The organism is Bordetella bronchialis, assembly GCF_001676705.1.
Classification (GTDB): Bacteria; Pseudomonadota; Gammaproteobacteria; order Burkholderiales; family Burkholderiaceae_B; genus Bordetella_C; species Bordetella_C bronchialis.
Window position 1 is genome coordinate 3502430 of record NZ_CP016170.1, and the last position, 17049, is coordinate 3519478.

14 protein-coding genes are annotated in these 17049 nt (G+C 69.0%); 7 read left to right on the top strand and 7 right to left on the bottom strand.

The genetic code is table 11. From position 1 onward, the window contains the following. The first annotated feature begins 96 nt into the window (after positions 1–96). From BAU06_RS15400 to BAU06_RS15420, 5 genes are all read left to right on the top strand, one after another. Entirely contained in the window at positions 97–867 is a 771-nt protein-coding gene (locus BAU06_RS15400; RefSeq protein WP_066351140.1) for an SDR family oxidoreductase, read from the top strand. Between the two features lie 5 nt (positions 868–872). Beyond that, positions 873–2297 (top strand): MmgE/PrpD family protein, encoded by a 1425-nt coding sequence (locus BAU06_RS15405; protein WP_066351145.1) that lies wholly within the window; start codon positions 873–875, stop codon positions 2295–2297. Between the two features lie 89 nt (positions 2298–2386). Beyond that, complete coding sequence (locus tag BAU06_RS15410; RefSeq protein WP_066351152.1) at positions 2387–3364, top strand: Bug family tripartite tricarboxylate transporter substrate binding protein; 978 nt, start codon at positions 2387–2389, stop codon at positions 3362–3364. Positions 3365–3379: 15 nt separating this feature from the next. Continuing rightward, positions 3380–4063, top strand: coding sequence for a DUF4286 family protein (locus BAU06_RS15415; RefSeq protein WP_156770248.1), 684 nt, complete (start codon positions 3380–3382; stop codon positions 4061–4063). A 48-nt stretch (positions 4064–4111) separates the two neighbouring features. Then, positions 4112–5158 (top strand): Bug family tripartite tricarboxylate transporter substrate binding protein, encoded by a 1047-nt coding sequence (locus BAU06_RS15420; protein WP_082993716.1) that lies wholly within the window; start codon positions 4112–4114, stop codon positions 5156–5158. Positions 5159–5261: 103 nt separating this feature from the next. Here BAU06_RS15420 and BAU06_RS15425 read toward each other — a convergent pair whose 3' ends face one another. Genes BAU06_RS15425 through BAU06_RS15435 form a run of 3 tightly spaced genes read right to left on the bottom strand, consistent with a single transcriptional unit; the run spans position 5262 to position 9556 of the window. Then, positions 5262–6344 carry a lipocalin-like domain-containing protein gene (locus BAU06_RS15425; protein ID WP_066351162.1) on the bottom strand — a complete coding sequence of 361 codons (1083 nt, stop codon included), beginning with the start codon at positions 6342–6344 and terminating at the stop codon, positions 5262–5264. Continuing rightward, complete coding sequence (locus tag BAU06_RS15430; protein ID WP_066359127.1) at positions 6334–8808, bottom strand: FtsX-like permease family protein; 2475 nt, start codon at positions 8806–8808, stop codon at positions 6334–6336. The genes BAU06_RS15425 and BAU06_RS15430 overlap by 11 nt, the downstream gene beginning before the upstream one ends. A 13-nt stretch (positions 8809–8821) precedes the next feature. Next, entirely contained in the window at positions 8822–9556 is a 735-nt protein-coding gene (locus BAU06_RS15435; RefSeq protein ID WP_082993717.1) for an ABC transporter ATP-binding protein, read from the bottom strand. Positions 9557–10136: 580 nt separating this feature from the next. On the opposite strand from BAU06_RS15435, the gene BAU06_RS15440 reads away from it, so the two are divergent. After that, positions 10137–10367: a hypothetical protein gene (locus BAU06_RS15440; protein WP_066351164.1), complete on the top strand. Its 231-nt coding sequence runs from the start codon at positions 10137–10139 to the stop codon at positions 10365–10367. Between the two features lie 77 nt (positions 10368–10444). Here BAU06_RS15440 and BAU06_RS15445 read toward each other — a convergent pair whose 3' ends face one another. The 4 genes from BAU06_RS15445 to BAU06_RS15460 form a co-directional block, all read right to left on the bottom strand. Next, positions 10445–12043 carry a GMC family oxidoreductase gene (locus BAU06_RS15445; RefSeq protein WP_066351167.1) on the bottom strand — a complete coding sequence of 533 codons (1599 nt, stop codon included), beginning with the start codon at positions 12041–12043 and terminating at the stop codon, positions 10445–10447. A gap of 174 nt (positions 12044–12217) precedes the next feature. Then, the gene (locus BAU06_RS15450; RefSeq protein WP_066351170.1) at positions 12218–13018 is read right to left on the bottom strand and encodes a shikimate dehydrogenase family protein; all 801 of its coding nucleotides are present in this window, start codon (positions 13016–13018) and stop codon (positions 12218–12220) included. Beyond that, on the bottom strand, positions 13015–14016 hold the full coding sequence (locus BAU06_RS15455) for a transketolase family protein (protein ID WP_066359130.1): 1002 nt from the start codon (positions 14014–14016) through the stop codon (positions 13015–13017). The genes BAU06_RS15450 and BAU06_RS15455 overlap by 4 nt, the downstream gene beginning before the upstream one ends. A gap of 56 nt (positions 14017–14072) precedes the next feature. Next, a complete protein-coding gene (locus tag BAU06_RS15460; protein ID WP_066351172.1) occupies positions 14073–14960 on the bottom strand; it encodes a transketolase in 888 nt (295 codons plus the stop codon). A 133-nt stretch (positions 14961–15093) separates the two neighbouring features. Between BAU06_RS15460 and BAU06_RS15465 the strand changes: the two genes are divergently transcribed. After that, on the top strand, positions 15094–15798 hold the full coding sequence (locus BAU06_RS15465) for a GntR family transcriptional regulator (protein WP_066351174.1): 705 nt from the start codon (positions 15094–15096) through the stop codon (positions 15796–15798). Positions 15799–17049 lie beyond the last annotated feature (1251 nt).

Here is a 17049-nt window from a genome sequence, read left to right on the forward strand (position 1 = left end):
CACTGAGACATAAATAGAATAACAGCGGGCGGGCACGCAGGCAACGCCCGCTCTCGCCGGCCAGCCGGCCGGCCCACTTCCCAGGCAGAGAGACACATGGAACTGAATTTCGAAGGACGCACCGCCCTGGTCACCGGCGCCAGCCAAGGCATAGGCCGCACCACCGCCCGCATGCTGGCGCTCTCCGGCGCCACCGTAGTCGCCGTGGCGCGGCGCGTGGAGCTGGTGGAGAAAAGCGCGGCGGAGATCGCCGGGCAAGTGGCCAGGCAGGGCAAGGGCGGCAAGATCATTCCGTTGCAGGCCGACTTCTACGAGGAAGACGCGCCGGACCGCGTGGCGGCCGAAGCCCAGCGCCTGCTGGGCCGCGTGGACATCCTGATGAACGCGGCCGGCGCCAGCCGCCCCGTGCCCTTCGAAGCCACGCGCGAGCAATGGCATGAAGGCATGCTGCTGAACTTTTTCCGCATCCGCGAATTGACCCACGCCATCGTCCCCGGCATGAAGCAGAACGGCTGGGGCCGCATCGTCACCTTCACGGGCACGTCGGAGCCGCGCATGCTGAACGCGGCCTTTACGGCCAAGGCCGCCGTACACGTCTGGTCCAAGGGACTCTCGCGCGAGGTCGCGCCCTTCGGCATCACGATGAACTGCCTGCAGCCGGGACGCATCCATAGCGAACAGATCGCCAAGCGCTATCCCACGCCCGAGAGCGAGCGCGAATACGCCCAGGCGGAAATCCCCGTGGGCCGCTTCGGCGAACCCGAGGAAATCGCCGCGGTCGCGCTGTTCCTGGCATCGCCGCAAGCCAGTTACGTTACCGGCACCGTGATTCCCGTGGACGGCGGCTCCAGCCGCTTCGCGTTCTGACGGCCATGGCGACGCACTCCGCCACACCCGCCGCCGCGTCGCAACCCACCGTGTTGCAGCACCTGGCAGCCTTCGTCCACGATGTGCGCTACGAGTCGTTGCCGGCGGAGGTCATCGCCCACGCCAAGCGCCTGATCCTGGACACGCTGGGCTGCGCCTTCGGCGCCATGGACAGCGATGTCGCCACCGCCCTGCTGCGATACGCCGACGACCTGGGCGGCGCGCCGCAGGCCACGCTGATCGGCAGCGGACGCAGGACGTCCGTCGCGCTGGCCACGCTGGTCAACGGCGGCCTGCTGCGCTACCTGGATTGCAACGACTACTACTTCGGCCGCGATCCCGCGCATCCCAGCGGCAATCTGGCGCCCGCCCTGGCGATGGCGGAACGCGAAGGCAGCGACGGCAAGACCCTGGTCGCCGCGCTGGTGGCCGCGTACGAACTGCACCTGCGGCTGGCGGACCATGCCGGCGAACCCTCGCTGTGGCGGCGCGGCTGGCACCATGGCACCAACGCGCAGTTCTCCAGCGCGGCGGTGGCCGCGCGGCTGGCCGGGCTGGACGCCACCGGCACGGCCCATGCCATGGCCATCGCCGGCAGCCACCAGAACACCCTGGCGCAGTTGCAGAGCGGCGCGATCTCCATGATCAAGGCCACGGCCGAAGCCTGGGTCGCCAAGGCCGGGGTAGAAGCCGCGCTGTTCGCCGCGCATGGGATGACCGGCCCGCTGGAATTGCTGGAAGGCCAGAACGGCTGGGCGCGCACGGTGGCCGGCCAGGATCCCGGGCAGTTGGACATGGCGGCCCTGGCGGCGCCGCCGGATGGCCGCTATCGCCTGCTGGAAACCAGCATCAAACCCTATCCGGTGGTGGCCACCGCGTCCGCGCCGGTCCGGGCGGCCATCGAGCTGCACCGCCAGGGCCTGCCGGCCGCCGCCGACATCGCGCGCATCGAGGTGCGCCTGCCCGGCTTCGCGCTGCGCACGCCCTCGGCCCATCCCGATCGCCGCTATCCCGCCGGCATCGAAAGCGCCCAGCACAGTTTCTATTTCTGCGCCGCGGTGGCGCTGCGCGATGGCGCTTGCGGCGACGCCCAGTTCCGCGCCGAGGTGCTGCATGACCCCGCCCTGCGCGACTTGCTGGGCAAGATCGTGCTGCAAGAAGACCCGGAGCTCGACAGCCGCTGGCCGCAGGCGGCCGGCGGCGGTGTCGCGCTGCATCTGGCAAACGGCACGGTCCTGCGGCGCATGTGCCCCTATCCGCCGGGACATCCGCGGCTGGCCTTGAGCGACGAAGAGCTGGCCGGCAAGTTCCTGGGCTATGCCGAGCCCGTACTGGGCCTGAAGCGCGCACATGCGCTGCGCGACGCCGTGCTGCGGCTGGACGAATACACCGACCTGCGCGAATTCACACCGCTGCTGGCGCCCGATTGAACCGGCCGCGGCGCGCCGGCATCCGTCGGGATATGGCCGGCACATTCCACCACGGCAACACGGCAAGCTCGCCGACCAAGGAGAACGACATGAGGGGACTGACACCATTGAAGCGGGCCGCATGGCTGGCAACCGCGCTGCTCTGGCCGCTGGCCGCATCGGCGCAAACCTATCCGGACAAGCCGATACACCTGGTCGTGCCCTTCCCGCCCGGCGGCGTGGCGGACATCATCGCGCGGCCCGTGGCGGAAAAGCTGGCCACCACGCTGGGCCAGCCCGTCATCGTGGAAAACCGCGGGGGCGCGACGGGGACCATCGGGGCCGCCTATGTCGCGCATTCCGCGCCGGACGGCTATACGCTGCTGCTCGGCACGACGAATGAAATCGCCATGAGCCCGACGCTGTACGGCACCCTGCCCTACGACCCGACCAAGGATTTCGCGCCGGTGGCGATCGTCGCGCAATTCCCCAACGTGCTGGTGGTCGGTCCCACCGTCAAGGCCGCCACATTGGCGGACCTGACTTCGCAAGCCAAGGCCAAGCCCAAGAGCCTGACCTTCGCTTCGTCCGGACTGGGCAGCACCAACCACCTGACCGCCGAGCTCTATCAGAATGAAGCCGGCGTACAGATCACGCACATCCCCTACAAGGGCGGCGGCCCCGCGCTGGTCGACCTGACCGGGGGCCACGTCGACGCCATGTTCGCCACGCTGCCTTCCGCGGTGACGCTGATCAAGGCGGGCAAGCTCCATGCGCTGGCCGTCACCGGCGACACGCGTTCCACGGCGCTGCCCGACGTGCCCACCGTCAAGGAATCCGGCCTGCCCGGCGTGGTGGTCACGACGTGGAACGGCATCATCGCGCCGGCCGGCACGCCGCAGCCCGTCATCGACAGACTGGCGCAGGCGCTGAAGCAGGCGGTAGAGGATCCCGGCATCCGGCAGAAATTGGCCGCCGTCGGCGCCGAACCGTCCTACACCCCGCCGCCTGCCTTCGCCGGCATCATCCGGGACGACTACGCGCGCTGGTCCGCGCTGATCAAGAAGGCCGGCATCAAGGTCGATTGAACACAAGGAATCGCAATGGCAGCAATGATGGGAACCGGCGCGCTGGCGCTCTGGATAGATGTGGATCCTGCCCTGGATAAGGAAACCGATGCCTGGTATATCGTCGAGCACCTGCCCGAGCGCATCGACATCGGCGGCTATCGCCGCGCGCGCCGCTTCCAGGCCCTGGAAGGGACGCCGCGATACCTGACGCTGTTCGAGGCCGACACGCCCGATGCGCTCGCCAGCCAGGGCTATCTGAGCCTGGTGGGCAAGATCAGCGAGCAGTCGCGGCGCATCCGCGCGGGTTTCTCCAATGTCGCGCGCAACACCTTCCGCGTGCGCGCTTCGCAGGGCCGCGGCCTGGGCGCGGCGATGCTCAGCCTGCGGTTGCGCCCGGCCGCCGGCAAGGATGCGCCGGCCGCGCATGCGTGGCTGGAAAACCGCCTGCGGGAAGCGATGGCGCGCCACGCGGTGGTGGGCGCCCATAGCCTGGAGGCGGCGCCGGAAGTGCGGGCGCGCATGGACGCCGTGCGCGTGACCGGAGTAGAAGACGCAAAGGTGGCGCACGCGGTCTTCATCGAAGCCACCCGGCCCGGCGACCTGCGCGCCCTGCGCGAGGACCTTTTCGCCACGCCCGCGCTGGAAGAAGCCGGCTGGACCGAGGACGCCTATGGCATCTATGCGTTGCTGTACGAAGTCGCGGAGCCGGGGCGCTGAGGCGCCCCGGCCATAACAAAACACAAGCCGAACAAGCAGGAGACAGGCATGACCCACGCTGCCCTTTTCGCATCCGCCCACGGCGGAAGCAAAACGCTTTCATCCGATATGCGGCCGCCGCGCGCCGGCCTTCCGCGCGCGCTGCGCTGGATCGCCGCGCTCGCTCTGGCCGCCGGCGCGCAGGCGGGCCACGCCGCCGGCTATCCCGATCGCGCCATCACCTGGGTCGTGCCCTATCCGCCCGGCGGCACCACGGACGTTATCGCCCGCAACCTGGCGCAGGCCATGGGCCCCATGCTGGGCCAGTCCATCGTGGTGGAAAACAAGGCCGGCGCCGGCGGCCAGACCGCCATGGCCTATGTCGCGCGGGCCACCCCCGACGGCTATACCCTGCTGGTCAGCGATGCCAGCGTCGCCACCGCGCCCAGCCTTTATCCCAGCATGCCCTTCGATCCGGCCAAGGACTTGAAGGCGGTCGCGCTGTTCGTCACGGTGCCGCACCTGCTGGTGGTCAATCCCTCGCTGAAGGCCGATTCGCTGAAGGCACTGATCGCGCTTACCGAGAAGGAACCGGGCAAGATCAACTTCAGCTCGGGCGGCATCGGCTCGCCGCTGCAATTGGCCGGCGAAGCCCTGCGCCTGGAAACGGGCCTGAAGTGGACGCATATCCCCTACAAGGGCGCCGGCCCGGCCCTGATGGCGGCGGTCAGCGGCGAGGCCCAGGTCGCAACGCCATCCCTGCCGGCGGCACTGCCCCAGGTACAGGCCGGCAAGCTGCGCGCCCTGGCCGTGACCAGCCCGCAGCGCATCGCCCTGTTGCCGGACGTGCCCACCGTTGCGGAGCTGGGCTATCCCAAGGCCACCGTATTCGGCTGGGTCGGACTGCACGCCCCCGCCGGCACGCCGCCGCAGGTCGTGCAGACACTGGACGCCGCCGCGCGCAAGGCCATGCAGGATCCGGCGCTGCTGGAACGGCTGAAGGGCCAGGGCGCCGAAAATGCCTACCGCGACAGCAGCGGCTACGACAAGCTCGTCACGGAAGAAGCCGCGCGCTGGAAGCGCGTCGTGCAAGAGGCGGGGATCAAGCCGGAGTAGGAACGCGCCGTCTCGTATTCGTCGTTCCACGGCCTTGTAAGCGTCGCCTTGCGGGCGTCGTCCCACGGCCCTGTAGCCGTCGTTCGATCGCCCGCCATCCGGCTCAGTACCCGGTCATTTCCAGATACCCTGTCCCGCCCGGGGACAGGCGCACCGGGCCTTCCCAATAGGGAAAAGACGTTCCCATCCAGGCGCGCGGCTGCAGGGCGTTCGCGGCGACGTCGACGTCTCCCCCGGGCAGTCCCGCCACCCGAACGCGCCACTGCGTGGGCAGGCGCCGGCCGTTGTCCTGCCGCGTCCATTCCAGCGGATCGAGGCGGATCTGTTCGCCGCGCAGCGGCGTGGCCTGGCCATCGGCGCCGATCCACGTCCCCGCGCGATAGGGCGCGCCATCGGTCTGCCGGACCTGGAACAGCATCAGCTTGGCGCCCGACGCCAGGTGCAGGGAGAACCAATCCCAGCCTTGCTGGTCGGCCGACAAGGGCTGGCTGCTCCATTCGCGGTCCAACCAGGCCCGGCCCTGAACGCGGTGGCGCTTGCCCGCCCGTTCGACCTCGCCGGTGACCGCATAGAACGGCTGGCTGTAGTAATAGGACGCCTGGCCCTGCCCCGACTTCTCGCTATAGCCGCCGTCGCCATGCAGCACCAGCGGGCCCTGGCTGTCCAGCGTGAGTCGATACGAAAAATCCTTGCCGTGGGCCCGCATGGTCAGGTGGTCGATGTCCGCGCCTTCCAGCGACCAATCGTCTATCCAGGCATGGAAGGGTTGGGCGCGCACGCCCGCCTGGCCGATGCCGCCGCGCGCCATCTTTTCGGCGAACTGGTGTTGCCGCGCGTCGGTCAGTGCCGCGTGCGCCATCCACACATTGGCGCTTTCCCAATCCGCCCGGTCCGGCCCGGGCCGCAGCGCCGAGCGAAACAGCGTCCACTGCGCGCCCCAGTCATGGCCGTCCTCGTCCCGCAGGTCGGCGGTGACGTACCACCATTCGATGCGATAGCCGTCATGCGGTCCATGATCGTCCGGAAAACGCTGCGGCCGGCCGCGCTCGACCTGCGCGTAAGCGGCGGCGTCCTGTCCCAGGCCGGCATAGCCGGAGCGGCGTTCCGGCGTCCTGCCATCGTCGCAGGCGCCCAGCAGCAGAAGCAGCGCCAATGCCGGCCATGCAAGCCATGCCCTAGGTTTCATCGGCGAACCGCCTCAGGAGTTCCGCCGGCCGCCGCCGCCGCAATTGCCACAGCGGCCAGGCCGCGGCCAGCAGGCTGGCCAGGAGCCCCATCGCCGCAAGTTGCAGCAGCTGGCCGGGAAATACGTGCAAGGGCAGCCGCCAGCCGAAGGCCTGCACGTTGACCACGGCCACCAGCGTCCAGGCGAGCAGCACGCCCAGCGGCATGGCGCATAGCACGGTCATCGCGGACAGCGTCAACACCTGGCCCAGCGCCAGCCATGCCAGGTGACCGCGCGGCACGCCCAGCGCCCACAAGGGGGCCAGCTGGGCCAGGCGGCTGTGGCTCAAGGTGAGCAGGCTGATGAACAGCGCGATGCCGGCCACGCCCAGCGTCAGCGCGTTCAGGGCGCCCGTGGCGGCGAACGTGCGCTCGAAGATCTGCGTGGACCAGGCCTTGATGGAGGCCTGGTCCACGACCTGCATGCCGTCGCCGCCGTAGCGTTGCTCCAGCGTGGCGCGCAGCGCCGCGAGACGACCGGCCGGCGCGTAGACATTCAGGCTGCGCAGCGCCGCCCGGGGTTCGAACCGGCGCAGCACCGCCGCGTCCATCAGGACATGGCCGCGCGGATTGCCGTAATCCGCGTAAATGGCGGCCACGGTATAGGGCGGCGGCGCGTCCGGAACGCCCTCGAACAGCGCCAGCTTGCCGCCCAGGCCCACGCCCAGGCGCCGCGCCAGTTGTTCGCTGATCATCACGCCGCGCCCGGCCTCCAGTTGGGCCCACGCGTCGTCCGTGCGCGCCAGCAAGGGCCATTGGCGCCGGGTTTGCGCGTGATCGACCACGCCCTGCAGCTCCACCGGCCAGCCATGCAGCTGCGTCGCCGCGCGCCATTGCGGCAATACCGCCTGCACGTCCGCTTGCGTGCGCAGCCACGCCGCGGCCGCCAGGCCCTGCGCGCTGTCGCGCGGCGTCACATAGATATCGGCGGACAGGCGCTGGTCCAGCCAGCCTGTGAAAGTCTTGCGAAAGCCCTCGGTCATGCTGCCCACTCCCACGCTCGCGCCCAGCGCCAGCAGCAGCGCCATCAGCGCCAGGCTCAAGGCCGGCAATTGCTGCCGGCTGTCGGCCACGAACCAGGACGCCAGCGGACCTTGCGCGCGCCGCGCCCCCCAGGCCAGCGCACCGTCCAATAAGGAAGGCAGCAGCAAGGCGGCCGCCAGCAGGATGGCCGCCTGCATGGCGAACGCCGTGGCCAGTCCATCGCCCCAGACGCCGCAGCCCGCGGCCAGCAAGAGCAGGAGACCTCCCGCGACCGCCTGGCGGCGTCGCCCCGCGGCCTGCGCGCCCCGCCAGGCTTGCGGGCGCGCCACCGCCAGCAGCGGCAGGCGCGCCGCGCGCAACAGGCTGCCGCCGCCGGCGGCCAGCACGCCCAGCAAGGTCATGCCCACGCCAGCCAGCCACCACCACGCGGGCAGGCTCAGGCGCCCGGCAACTTCCGCGCCATACAGGCCGCGCAGGCTGGCCGCCATATCGCCCAGCAGCAGGCCGGCCAGCAGATAGCCGCTGGCGACACCGGCCAATCCCCCCACCAGCGCGAACAGGCCCAGTTCACAGGCCATCGCGGTCACCAGCGCCGGCAGGCTGACCCCGAGCGCCCGCAGGGTGCGCAGCAAGCCGCGCCGCTGCTCCAAAGCCAGGCCGATGGCGGCGTGCACGATGAACAGGCCGACGATGAAGGCGAGCATCCCCAGCGCCGCCAGGTTCAGGTGGAAGCTCTCGGTCAGGCGGTCCAGGTCGCCGCGGTCCTCGGCGCGCGCCAGCATCAGGACCTGGTCCCACGGCGCGGGCGGCGCCTGCGCCTGGCCGGGCGCCAGCAGCAGGCGGGACACCCTGCCCTCCGCATGCAGCAGCGCCTGCGCATGGCCGATATCCATGACGATGACGCCCGGCGCCAGGCCGGCCTGCAGGCGCAGCGGCGGCAAACGTTCGCCATCCAGCGTGACCGGCGTATCGCCGTCCCGCAGGCCCAGCCGCGCCAGCGTATCCGGTCCGGCCCAGGACTGCCCGGGCTGGCCGATGAAGCCCGCGAGATCGAAGCCCGACACCGCCTGCCCCGCCACCGCCGTGCCGGCGGGCAGGCTCAGCGGCTCTATACCCAGCACGCGCAACGCCACCGGCGGATCGCCGGGAAAGCGCAGGCGGCCTTCCAGCACCGGCGACACCTGCCAGCCCGCCCGCCGCAGCCGCACGTAGACGTCCTGGTCCAGGTCCGTGCCCTGCCGCGGCAGCCATTGCGCTTGCACCGGACCCGCCAATACCGCGCTGGCGCGCGCGTAGTCCTGCCGCGCCTGCGCGTTCAGGGCCTGCACGCCGCTCCATAGCGCCGTCGCCAGCCACAGGCCGCAGACAATGCTGGCGCATTGCAGCGGATGGCGCCGCCAATGCCCCGACAAGGCGCGCATACAGGACACGAAGACGTTCATCGGCCGGCGATCCTTATCGGGCCGCTGCCGCGGCGGCGCCATCCGCGTGGGCGACGGCGCTCGCGTCGGCCGGACCGGCGGTGTGGCCCTCATCCATGGAGACCCTTCCCAGATGCAGGACCAGCCGGCGCGACAGGCGCTCGGCCAGGCGCGCGCTGTGCGTCACCATGAGCAGCGCGCTGCCCGCGTCGCGCACCAGTTCCAGCAGCAAGTCCAGCACGGCATCGCTGCTGGCCTCGTCCAGGCTGCCCGTTGGTTCGTCGGCCAGCACCAGCGGCGGCCGCCCCGCCAGGGCGCGGCCGATCGCCACGCGCTGCTGCTGCCCGCCGGACAGTTGCTCCGGATAGCGGGATAGCAGGGCCGGCAGGCCCAGGCGTTCCGTCAGGTGCGCCAGCCATGCCGCGTCATGGCGGCCCGCCAAGCGGGCCTGGAAGGCCAGGTTCGCGGACACGTCCAGGCTGCCGATCAGGTTGTACTGCTGGAAAACCAGGCCGATTCCGCTGCGGCGCCATCGCGCCAGGCCGGTTTCGCCGCGGGCGTGCAAGGGTGCGCCATCGACCAGGACATGGCCGGCATCGGGCGTCTCCAGGCCGGCGATCACATGCAGCAGCGTGCTCTTGCCGCTGCCGGATTCGCCCATCAGCGCCAGGCTTTCGCCGGCGCCCAGGCGCAGGTCCACGCCGCGCAGCACCGGCAGCGTGCCCTGCGCGGTGGCGAACGACTTATGAAGATCCTCGACGATGAGCACGCATGACTCCTTGCAGGCGGACCGCGGTATCGCGCCGCATGTGCCTATCGTAAACCGCGATATGCGTGGCCACCGCCCAGGAACTTTCCCCCGGGGGCCCGCACTCAGCCGACGCTCTCGGTCACCTCAGGAGAAACCCGTGAACCTACCCAGCAGCCTCGGCCACCGCCTGCCTCTCCCATTGGACCCCGGCGCGTCCCGGGACCACCCCGGCCCCCGCGACACACCCGCGCATGGCATCGCCGGCCATGCAGCCGCCTTCGTCGACATGCTGGGCGCGTATGGCGCGCCTTCCACTTCGGACGCCCCGGCATCTCCATCTCCCGGGACATCCCGTATCGCGCCGCGGCCGCGCCGCGAGCTCGCCCCGCGCGGCGGCGCACGGGAGGACAGCGCCCCGGCCGCTTCCGCCGCCTATCTGTCCGCAGCCGCGTCGGCCTCCGCTCCTGGCGCTTCCTCCGCTCCTGGCCCTTCCTCCGCTCCTGGCGCTTCCTCCGCTCCCGGCCCTTCCTCCGCTCCAGGCGCTTCCTCTGCTCCAGGCGCCGCCGCCTCGTCCTCCGAGTCCGCCCCGGGCTCGGCCGTGTGCCGCCGCCCCGGGATCTGGCAGCGCATCTTCGATACGTTCGCGCACTTCGCCGGCTTCTTCGGCGCGCCCGTTCCGCAGGCCTCCGACGATAAGGCCGTGCCGTCCACATCGGCAGCAGCGGACGCCTGCCAGCGCACTGCCGCGGAAGCATCGCGAATGGAAGACGAGATCCGCGGCTACGAACGCTATCTGCAGGCCTGGATCGTCAGCCTCGCCAAGAAATAGCATCGCCAAGCCGGCCTGGACGCCGACACGCCGCCCACGGCATCCCGTTCTTCTTATCGTCCCGGCATTCCCGCGCGCTACGCCCGACGCGCATCCTCCAGGATCATATCGGCCGCCTTCTCCGCCACCATCATCACCGCCGCCTGTGTATTACCCGACACCATGGACGGCATCACGGACGCATCCACCACGCGCAAGCCGGCTATCCCCCGCACGCGCAGCCGGGGATCGGTCACGGCGCCGTCGTCCGATCCCATGCGGCAGGTACCCACCGGGTGATAGATGGTCTGCCCATTCCAGCGGGCAAAATCCAGCCATTCGTCGTAGCTTTCAACCTGCTCACCGGGACTGGTCTCCTGCGCGACGTAACGCCGCAAAGCCGGCTGCCGCACGATGCGCCGCGCGATACGCATGGCTTCGACCAGGCAATTCCGGTCCGTCTCCGCATCCAGGAAGTTCGGACGGATTGCCGGTGGATCGTAAGGACTTGCCGTCCGGATATGGATACTGCCCACCGACTCGGGGCGCAGCTGTGCCACGCCTATCGTCATGCCGGGATGACGATCCAGAATGCGTTCGGCCGCGTTCGCATAGCTGGCGTGCACGAAAAAATACTGCGCGTCCGGCGTGGCCATGCCCGGTGCGGTCTTGACGAAACCATGGACCAGGCCCGTGCCCAGGGTCAGGATGCCGCGCCGCGCCGCATAGTATTTGCCCAGCTCCTGCATCAGCCGCCAGCCGCGCGACATCTCGTTCAAGGTGACCGTGTCCTTGACACGCCAGTTCATGCGGGTCGCGTAGTGTTCCTGGTAGTTTTCCCCCACCCGCGGCAGCGCATGCACCAGCGGAATGCCCAGCGCCCGCAGGCGCTCCGGGTCGCCGATCCCCGACAGCTCCAGCAGCTGCGGCGATTGGACGGCGCCCATGCAGAGCAATGTCTCCACACGCGCGCGTGCCGTGGTCTCGTTCACGCCCTTGCGGTACTGCACGCCCACGCAGCGGCTGCCTTCGAACAGCAGGCGCGTCACCTGCGCGCCGTCGACGACGCGCAGATTGGAACGCCCGCGCACGGGATCCAGATAACCGTCCACCACCGTCCAGCGGCGCCCGCGATGCTGCAGCACCTGGTAGTAGCCGAAGCCCTCCTGCTCGCCCGCGTTGTAGTCCGGATTGTCGCGGTGGCCGTCCTGGCGCGCCGCCTCCAGGAATGCGTCGGACAAGGCAAAGCGCTCGCGCACCTGCACCACGTGCATGGGTCCGCCCTTGCCGCGCGAGGGACCGCCTTGCGGGTAGTCTTCCAGCTTGCGGAAATACGGTTCGACGTCGCGATATCCCCAGCCGCGCGCGCCGGCCCGCTCCCAGGCGTCGTAGTCGCCCGGCTGCCCGCGTACATAGATCCCGCCGTTGATCAGCGTGGAGCCCCCTACCCCCCGGCCGCGCGGCACGGAGATAACGCGGCCGTATACGTTTTCCTCCGGCTCGGTCTGGAAGCGCCAGTTGTAGACTGGGTCCACCAGCAGCTTGCTGAAGCCCGCGGGTATCGACACCCACATATTGCCGCCGTCACGCCCGGCCTCCAGCATCAGCACGCGGTAGCGGCCGTCCGCGCTGAGGCGGTTGGCCAGAATGCAGCCGGCAGTGCCACCGCCGGCGATGATGTAGTCGTACTCGTCCATCGATAGTCCGATCCCCTTTGCGCGCGGCCAACGCAACATCCGCAGGACCCGCGAGACATCCGCAGGGCATCCCCAGGGCATCCTTGAGACATCCTTGAGACATCCCGGAAGACGTCCGCAAGACATTCGCGCGGAACGCGTGGCGCCCCGCGCGTGCACGGCGGCCGCGCCCGCCTAGGAGGCCCGCGCCCCCAGGAAATCCGCCATCAGGGCGATCTGGGCGGCCAGCATCGGCGCGCCGTACTGGATGGCGCAGCCACGTTCCCGCGCGGCCAGCAGCAGCGCCGTTTCCCGCGGCTGCATGATGACCTCGCACACCAGCTGATGGGGCTCCAGGCGCGACACATCCAGCGGCAGCGCATCGCCCTGCCGCATCCCCAGCGACGTGGCATTGACCACCAGATCGTGGCCGGAGGGGTCCTGGGAACCCACGCGCACGTCGGCGGAAGGATGCAGGGCCAGGATGCGCTGGCGCAGGTCCTCGGCCTTGGCGCGCGTCCGGTTGGCAACGGTCAGGCGCGCCACGCCCGCTCCCACCAGCGAGAAGGCGATGGCATTGGCCGCCCCGCCGGCGCCGGCCAGATAGGCCGTCCTGCCTTCCACCTGCCGGCCTTCCATGCGCAGTCCGCCGACGAAGCCATCGCCATCGAGCATGGTCGCGACGAGACGGCCATCGGCATCGCGGCGCACCACGTTGGCCGCGCCGATCTTGCGCGTCACGTCGGAGGCCTCGTCGCACAAGGCCAGGATGGCGGTTTTGTGCGGCACGGTGACGACCACGCCGCCCAGGTTCTCCATGCCGCGCAGGCCGGCCACGACGGCGGGCAGGTTGTCGGGCCGGACGTGCATGGGGATCATTACCCCATCGAAGCCGATGGCGGCGAAATGCTCGTTCAGCCGCTGCGGTGCCTGCACGTGATGGATGGGGTCGGCCAGGATGCCATATACCCGCGTCTTGCCGCTGATGGGCGTCATCGTTCGTCTCCGTTTTTCTCGATCTGCTCCAGGACCACCTGCCGGATGCCGGCCGCGTCCAGCCTGTAATGCGCGTACAAGGCCGCCGGCGGCGCGATCAGGCTGTACGCATCATAAATCCCGTGCCGCGCCAGCCGGGTGCCGGTGCCCGCTTCGGCCAGCACCTCGGCCACGGCCGACCCCAGGCCGCCCAGCACGTTGTGCTCCTCCACGGTGATCATCAGCGGCGCCTGCCGGCTGGCCGCGAGCAGCGCATCGCGATCCAGCGGCTTGATGGTCGGCATGTCGATGACACCGACGGAATAGCCCTGTTGCCGCAGGGCCGCGGCGGCCTCGATCGCCGCGTGCACGGCGATGCCGCAGGCCACCAGCGTGGCGTCGCTGCCGGTGGCATGAACGATGGCCTTGCCGAAGACGAAAGGCCTGTCCACCGGATAGACCTGCGGATCGCGTCCGCGCCCGATGCGGAAGTAAATGGGTTCGGGCCAATCCACCGACGCCTTGATAGCCGCCGCCAGCTGCGGCCCATCGGCCGGCGACACCACCGTCAATCCCGCGATGGCGCGCATGGTGGAGATATCCTCCGTGGCGTGGTGGGAAGTGCCGTAAAAGCCCAAACTGATGCCCGTATGATGGCCGATCAGCCGCACGGGCAGCCGGGTGTAGGCGACGTCCATGCGGATCTGCTCGCAGCACAGCAGGCCCAGGAACGAGGCGAAGGTGGCAACGAAGGGGGTGTAGCCCAGCGTGGCCAGGCCCGCCGCGGCGGACACCATGTTCTGCTCGGAGATGCCGAACTGGATATACCGCTCCGGATACGCGGCGGCATAGCGGGCCAGGCCGTTGGAATGCTGCAGGTCCGCCGATCCCGCCACCACGGGATGGCCGGCGCGGGTCAGTTCGACCAGCGCGTCCGCCAGCCAGGCCAGCCCCGGCGTCACGGCGTTCAAGGCGCGGTATTGCCAGGACTCCGGCGACAGGGGCCGGCCACCCGCCATCGGCGCGGAGCCGCCCGTCCGGGAGCCGGCGCCCGTATGCGCGATATCGGTCATGTTCAGATCTCCCGCGCCATGATTTCCTCGATGGCGACACGCGCATCGGCGGGCGCCAGATAGCCCAGGTGCCAGCCCGGCTCGGTCTCCATGAAGCTGACGCCCTTGCCCTTGACGGTGCGCGCGATCACGCAAGCCGGACCGGACCGCGCCGCATCGGACCTCAAGCCGCGCAACAAGGCCGTCAGGGCCGACAGGTCATGCCCGTCGACCTCATGGACCTGCCAGCCGAAGGCCGACCATTTCTCTTTCAGGGACTCGACGCCGATGACGTCGTCGACTTTGCCGTCCAGCTGGTAGCCGTTGCGGTCGACGATGGCGATCAGGCGCGAGAGCTTGTGATGCGCGGCGAACAAGGCGGCCTCCCAGACCTGGCCTTCCTGCATTTCGCCGTCCCCCAGCATGACAAAGACGTTGAAATCGGCGCCCCGCATGCGGGCGCCGATGGCGATGCCGGCCCCGTTGGAGAGCGCATGGCCAATGGAGCCGGAGCTGAAGTCGATGCCAGGAACCTTGGTCATGTCGGGATGGTCGCCCAGCGGGCTGCCCAGCCGCGTGTAGCCGTCCAGCATTTCCCGCGGGATGTAGTCCCAGTCCGCCAGCACGGGAAAAAGCCCGACGGCCGCATGCCCCTTGCCCATGAGAAAACGGTCGCGCCCTTCCCATCCGGGCTCGCCCCGCCTGAGCCGCATGACGCCGTAGTAGAGGGAGGCGAAAATTTCCGCGCAGGAGAAGACGGAGCTGTAGTGTCCGACTTTGGCGATTTCAATAAGCCGGATGGTTTCCAGCCGGATGAACCGCGCTTTCTCGCGCAGCGTGGCAAGTTCCTGCTCGCTGGGCCGGGCACCTTGCCGGGCATGCAGTGGCGCGCTTGGGTGGGGTTCGACCATGCTGTTTGTCTCCAGTATGCGCGGTCCGTATTTTGGCTACGGATATATGATATATAATATAGCCACCTGACAGGAAAAATGCCACCGCACGCTAGAATTCCGTCCTTTCTTACCAGCGGCCGGCCGTACGCCCATGTCCAACCTCAAGCCCGTCAAAAAAGAGAACCTCTCGGTCCGGGTCTATACCGAGATCCGGGAAGCGCTCATCAACGGGCAGTACGAACCGGGCGAGCGGCTGATCATCGGCGAGCTGGCACAGGAACTGGGTGTGTCCATCACGCCCGTACGCGAAGCGATCTTCCGGCTGATCAGCGAACAGGGGCTGGAGATGCAGGCGGCGACAGCCGTGTATGTGCCCTACGTCAATTCCGAGAAACTGCGCGAGATCCAGCAGATCCGCTTCCACCTGGAAGGCATGGGCGCGGCCGAGGCGGCCACCAAGATCACGCGGACGCAGCTGGACAAGCTGGTGGCGCTGCAGGAAGAGTTCATCGCCTGTACTTCCAGCGATCCCAAGCGGGCCAGCTACCTGAATCGCAAGTTCCACTTCGCCATCCTGGAAGCGAGCCGGATGCCGATTCTGCGCAATACGGTGGAGTCGTTCTGGGTGATCACCGGCCCTATCCTGAAGGTCTTTCACGTCAAGACGGCGGGACTAGACTACTCCGGCGGCCAGCATCGCCACGAAGCCGTCCTGGCGGCATTGAAGGCGCGCGACCCGGAGGGCGCCGCCAAGGCCATCCAGGCCGATCTGGTCTGGGGCGGCAAAATCATGATCGACTGGCTGGTCGAAAAAGAAAAAGAGCAAGAAGCCCTGGCGGCCGCAGCCAGCAAATAATCACAGCGTCGAGATACAGTGGGAAGGCTGCCAAGGTCTTTTTCATCGGGAAATCGGTGGATGCTGTCGTAGGTTGTCTTGCTCATGCCGTCCGTCGGGGGTGATGCCTGGCGTGTCCGGCCCGGCCGGGCGGTCCAGCGCCTTCGCGCTGGACTACCGCTGCGTCTTCCTCGTTCGGCGGCCGAACAGGCGTTGGCGTTCTTGCGGCTTTTTTGCCCGGCCGTCCTGCCTTCGGAAGCCCGCGCGCGCCCTCCGACGGGCCGGCCCCGCCAGGCATCACCCCCGCCGGACTCACGGCCTGCCTTAGCGGCGGGTGCTGCGGCGGTCTTGGTTCTTGGCCCTTCGTGGGCAGCGTTGGCGCGCTCAAGAAAGAACTTCCGGTGCCCGTCGTTTTCGGGCCGCCCCGCGCGGCCCAAAAACGCCTACGCGGCTTTGCGTGCGGAGGTTGCTCGAATGTGATCCGCGGGGATCGAAGCGAGATACTGGCCCTTGCAGAGGGGGGGAACAAGGCGGTGTGGCGGGCCGCCAGCCGGCCCGCCACACCGTAGCACCGTGCCTTGCCACGGATGTTCGCGATAGGCACGCCAGAGCTTGATAAGACGGTGCCGGCGTTATCAAGCGTGGCGGGACCGCGATATCAACCGGCGACGCTATCGAAATTTGGCGGGCTCGGGATATCGGCGAGGGACGCTATCGCGATCGGGCGGCATCGCAATATCAACGAGTGGCACTATCACAGCCAGGCAACATCGCCGATATCAACGAGTGGCACTATCGCAATCAGGCAGCATCGGCGCCATACTAAGGGCGCTACCCGAACTAGAGGTCTATAGCGAAACCAGCGCGACGATGGGCACTGGCGAACCAACGAAACACGCTATCCCACAACAGCGCTATCGACGGGCCGCGCCTATGCCAGCGTCCGTGGCAAGGCACGGTGCTACGGTGTGGCGGGCCGGCTGGCGGCCCGCCACACCGCCTTGTCCCCCCCACCCTGGGGGCGTGGCACATCCACTCCGAATCCACGGCCTCCGCATACCAGCAACCGATGCACGCCCCACTACGTAGGCATTTTTGGGCCGCGCGGGGCGGCCCAAAAATGACGGGCACCGGAAGTTCTTTCTCGAACTCGCCAACGCTGCCCACGAAGGGCCAAGAACCAAGACCGCCGCAGCACCCGCCGCTAAGGCAGGCCGTGAGTCCGGCGGGGGTGATGCCTGGCGGGGCCGGCCCGTCGGAGGGCGCGCGCGG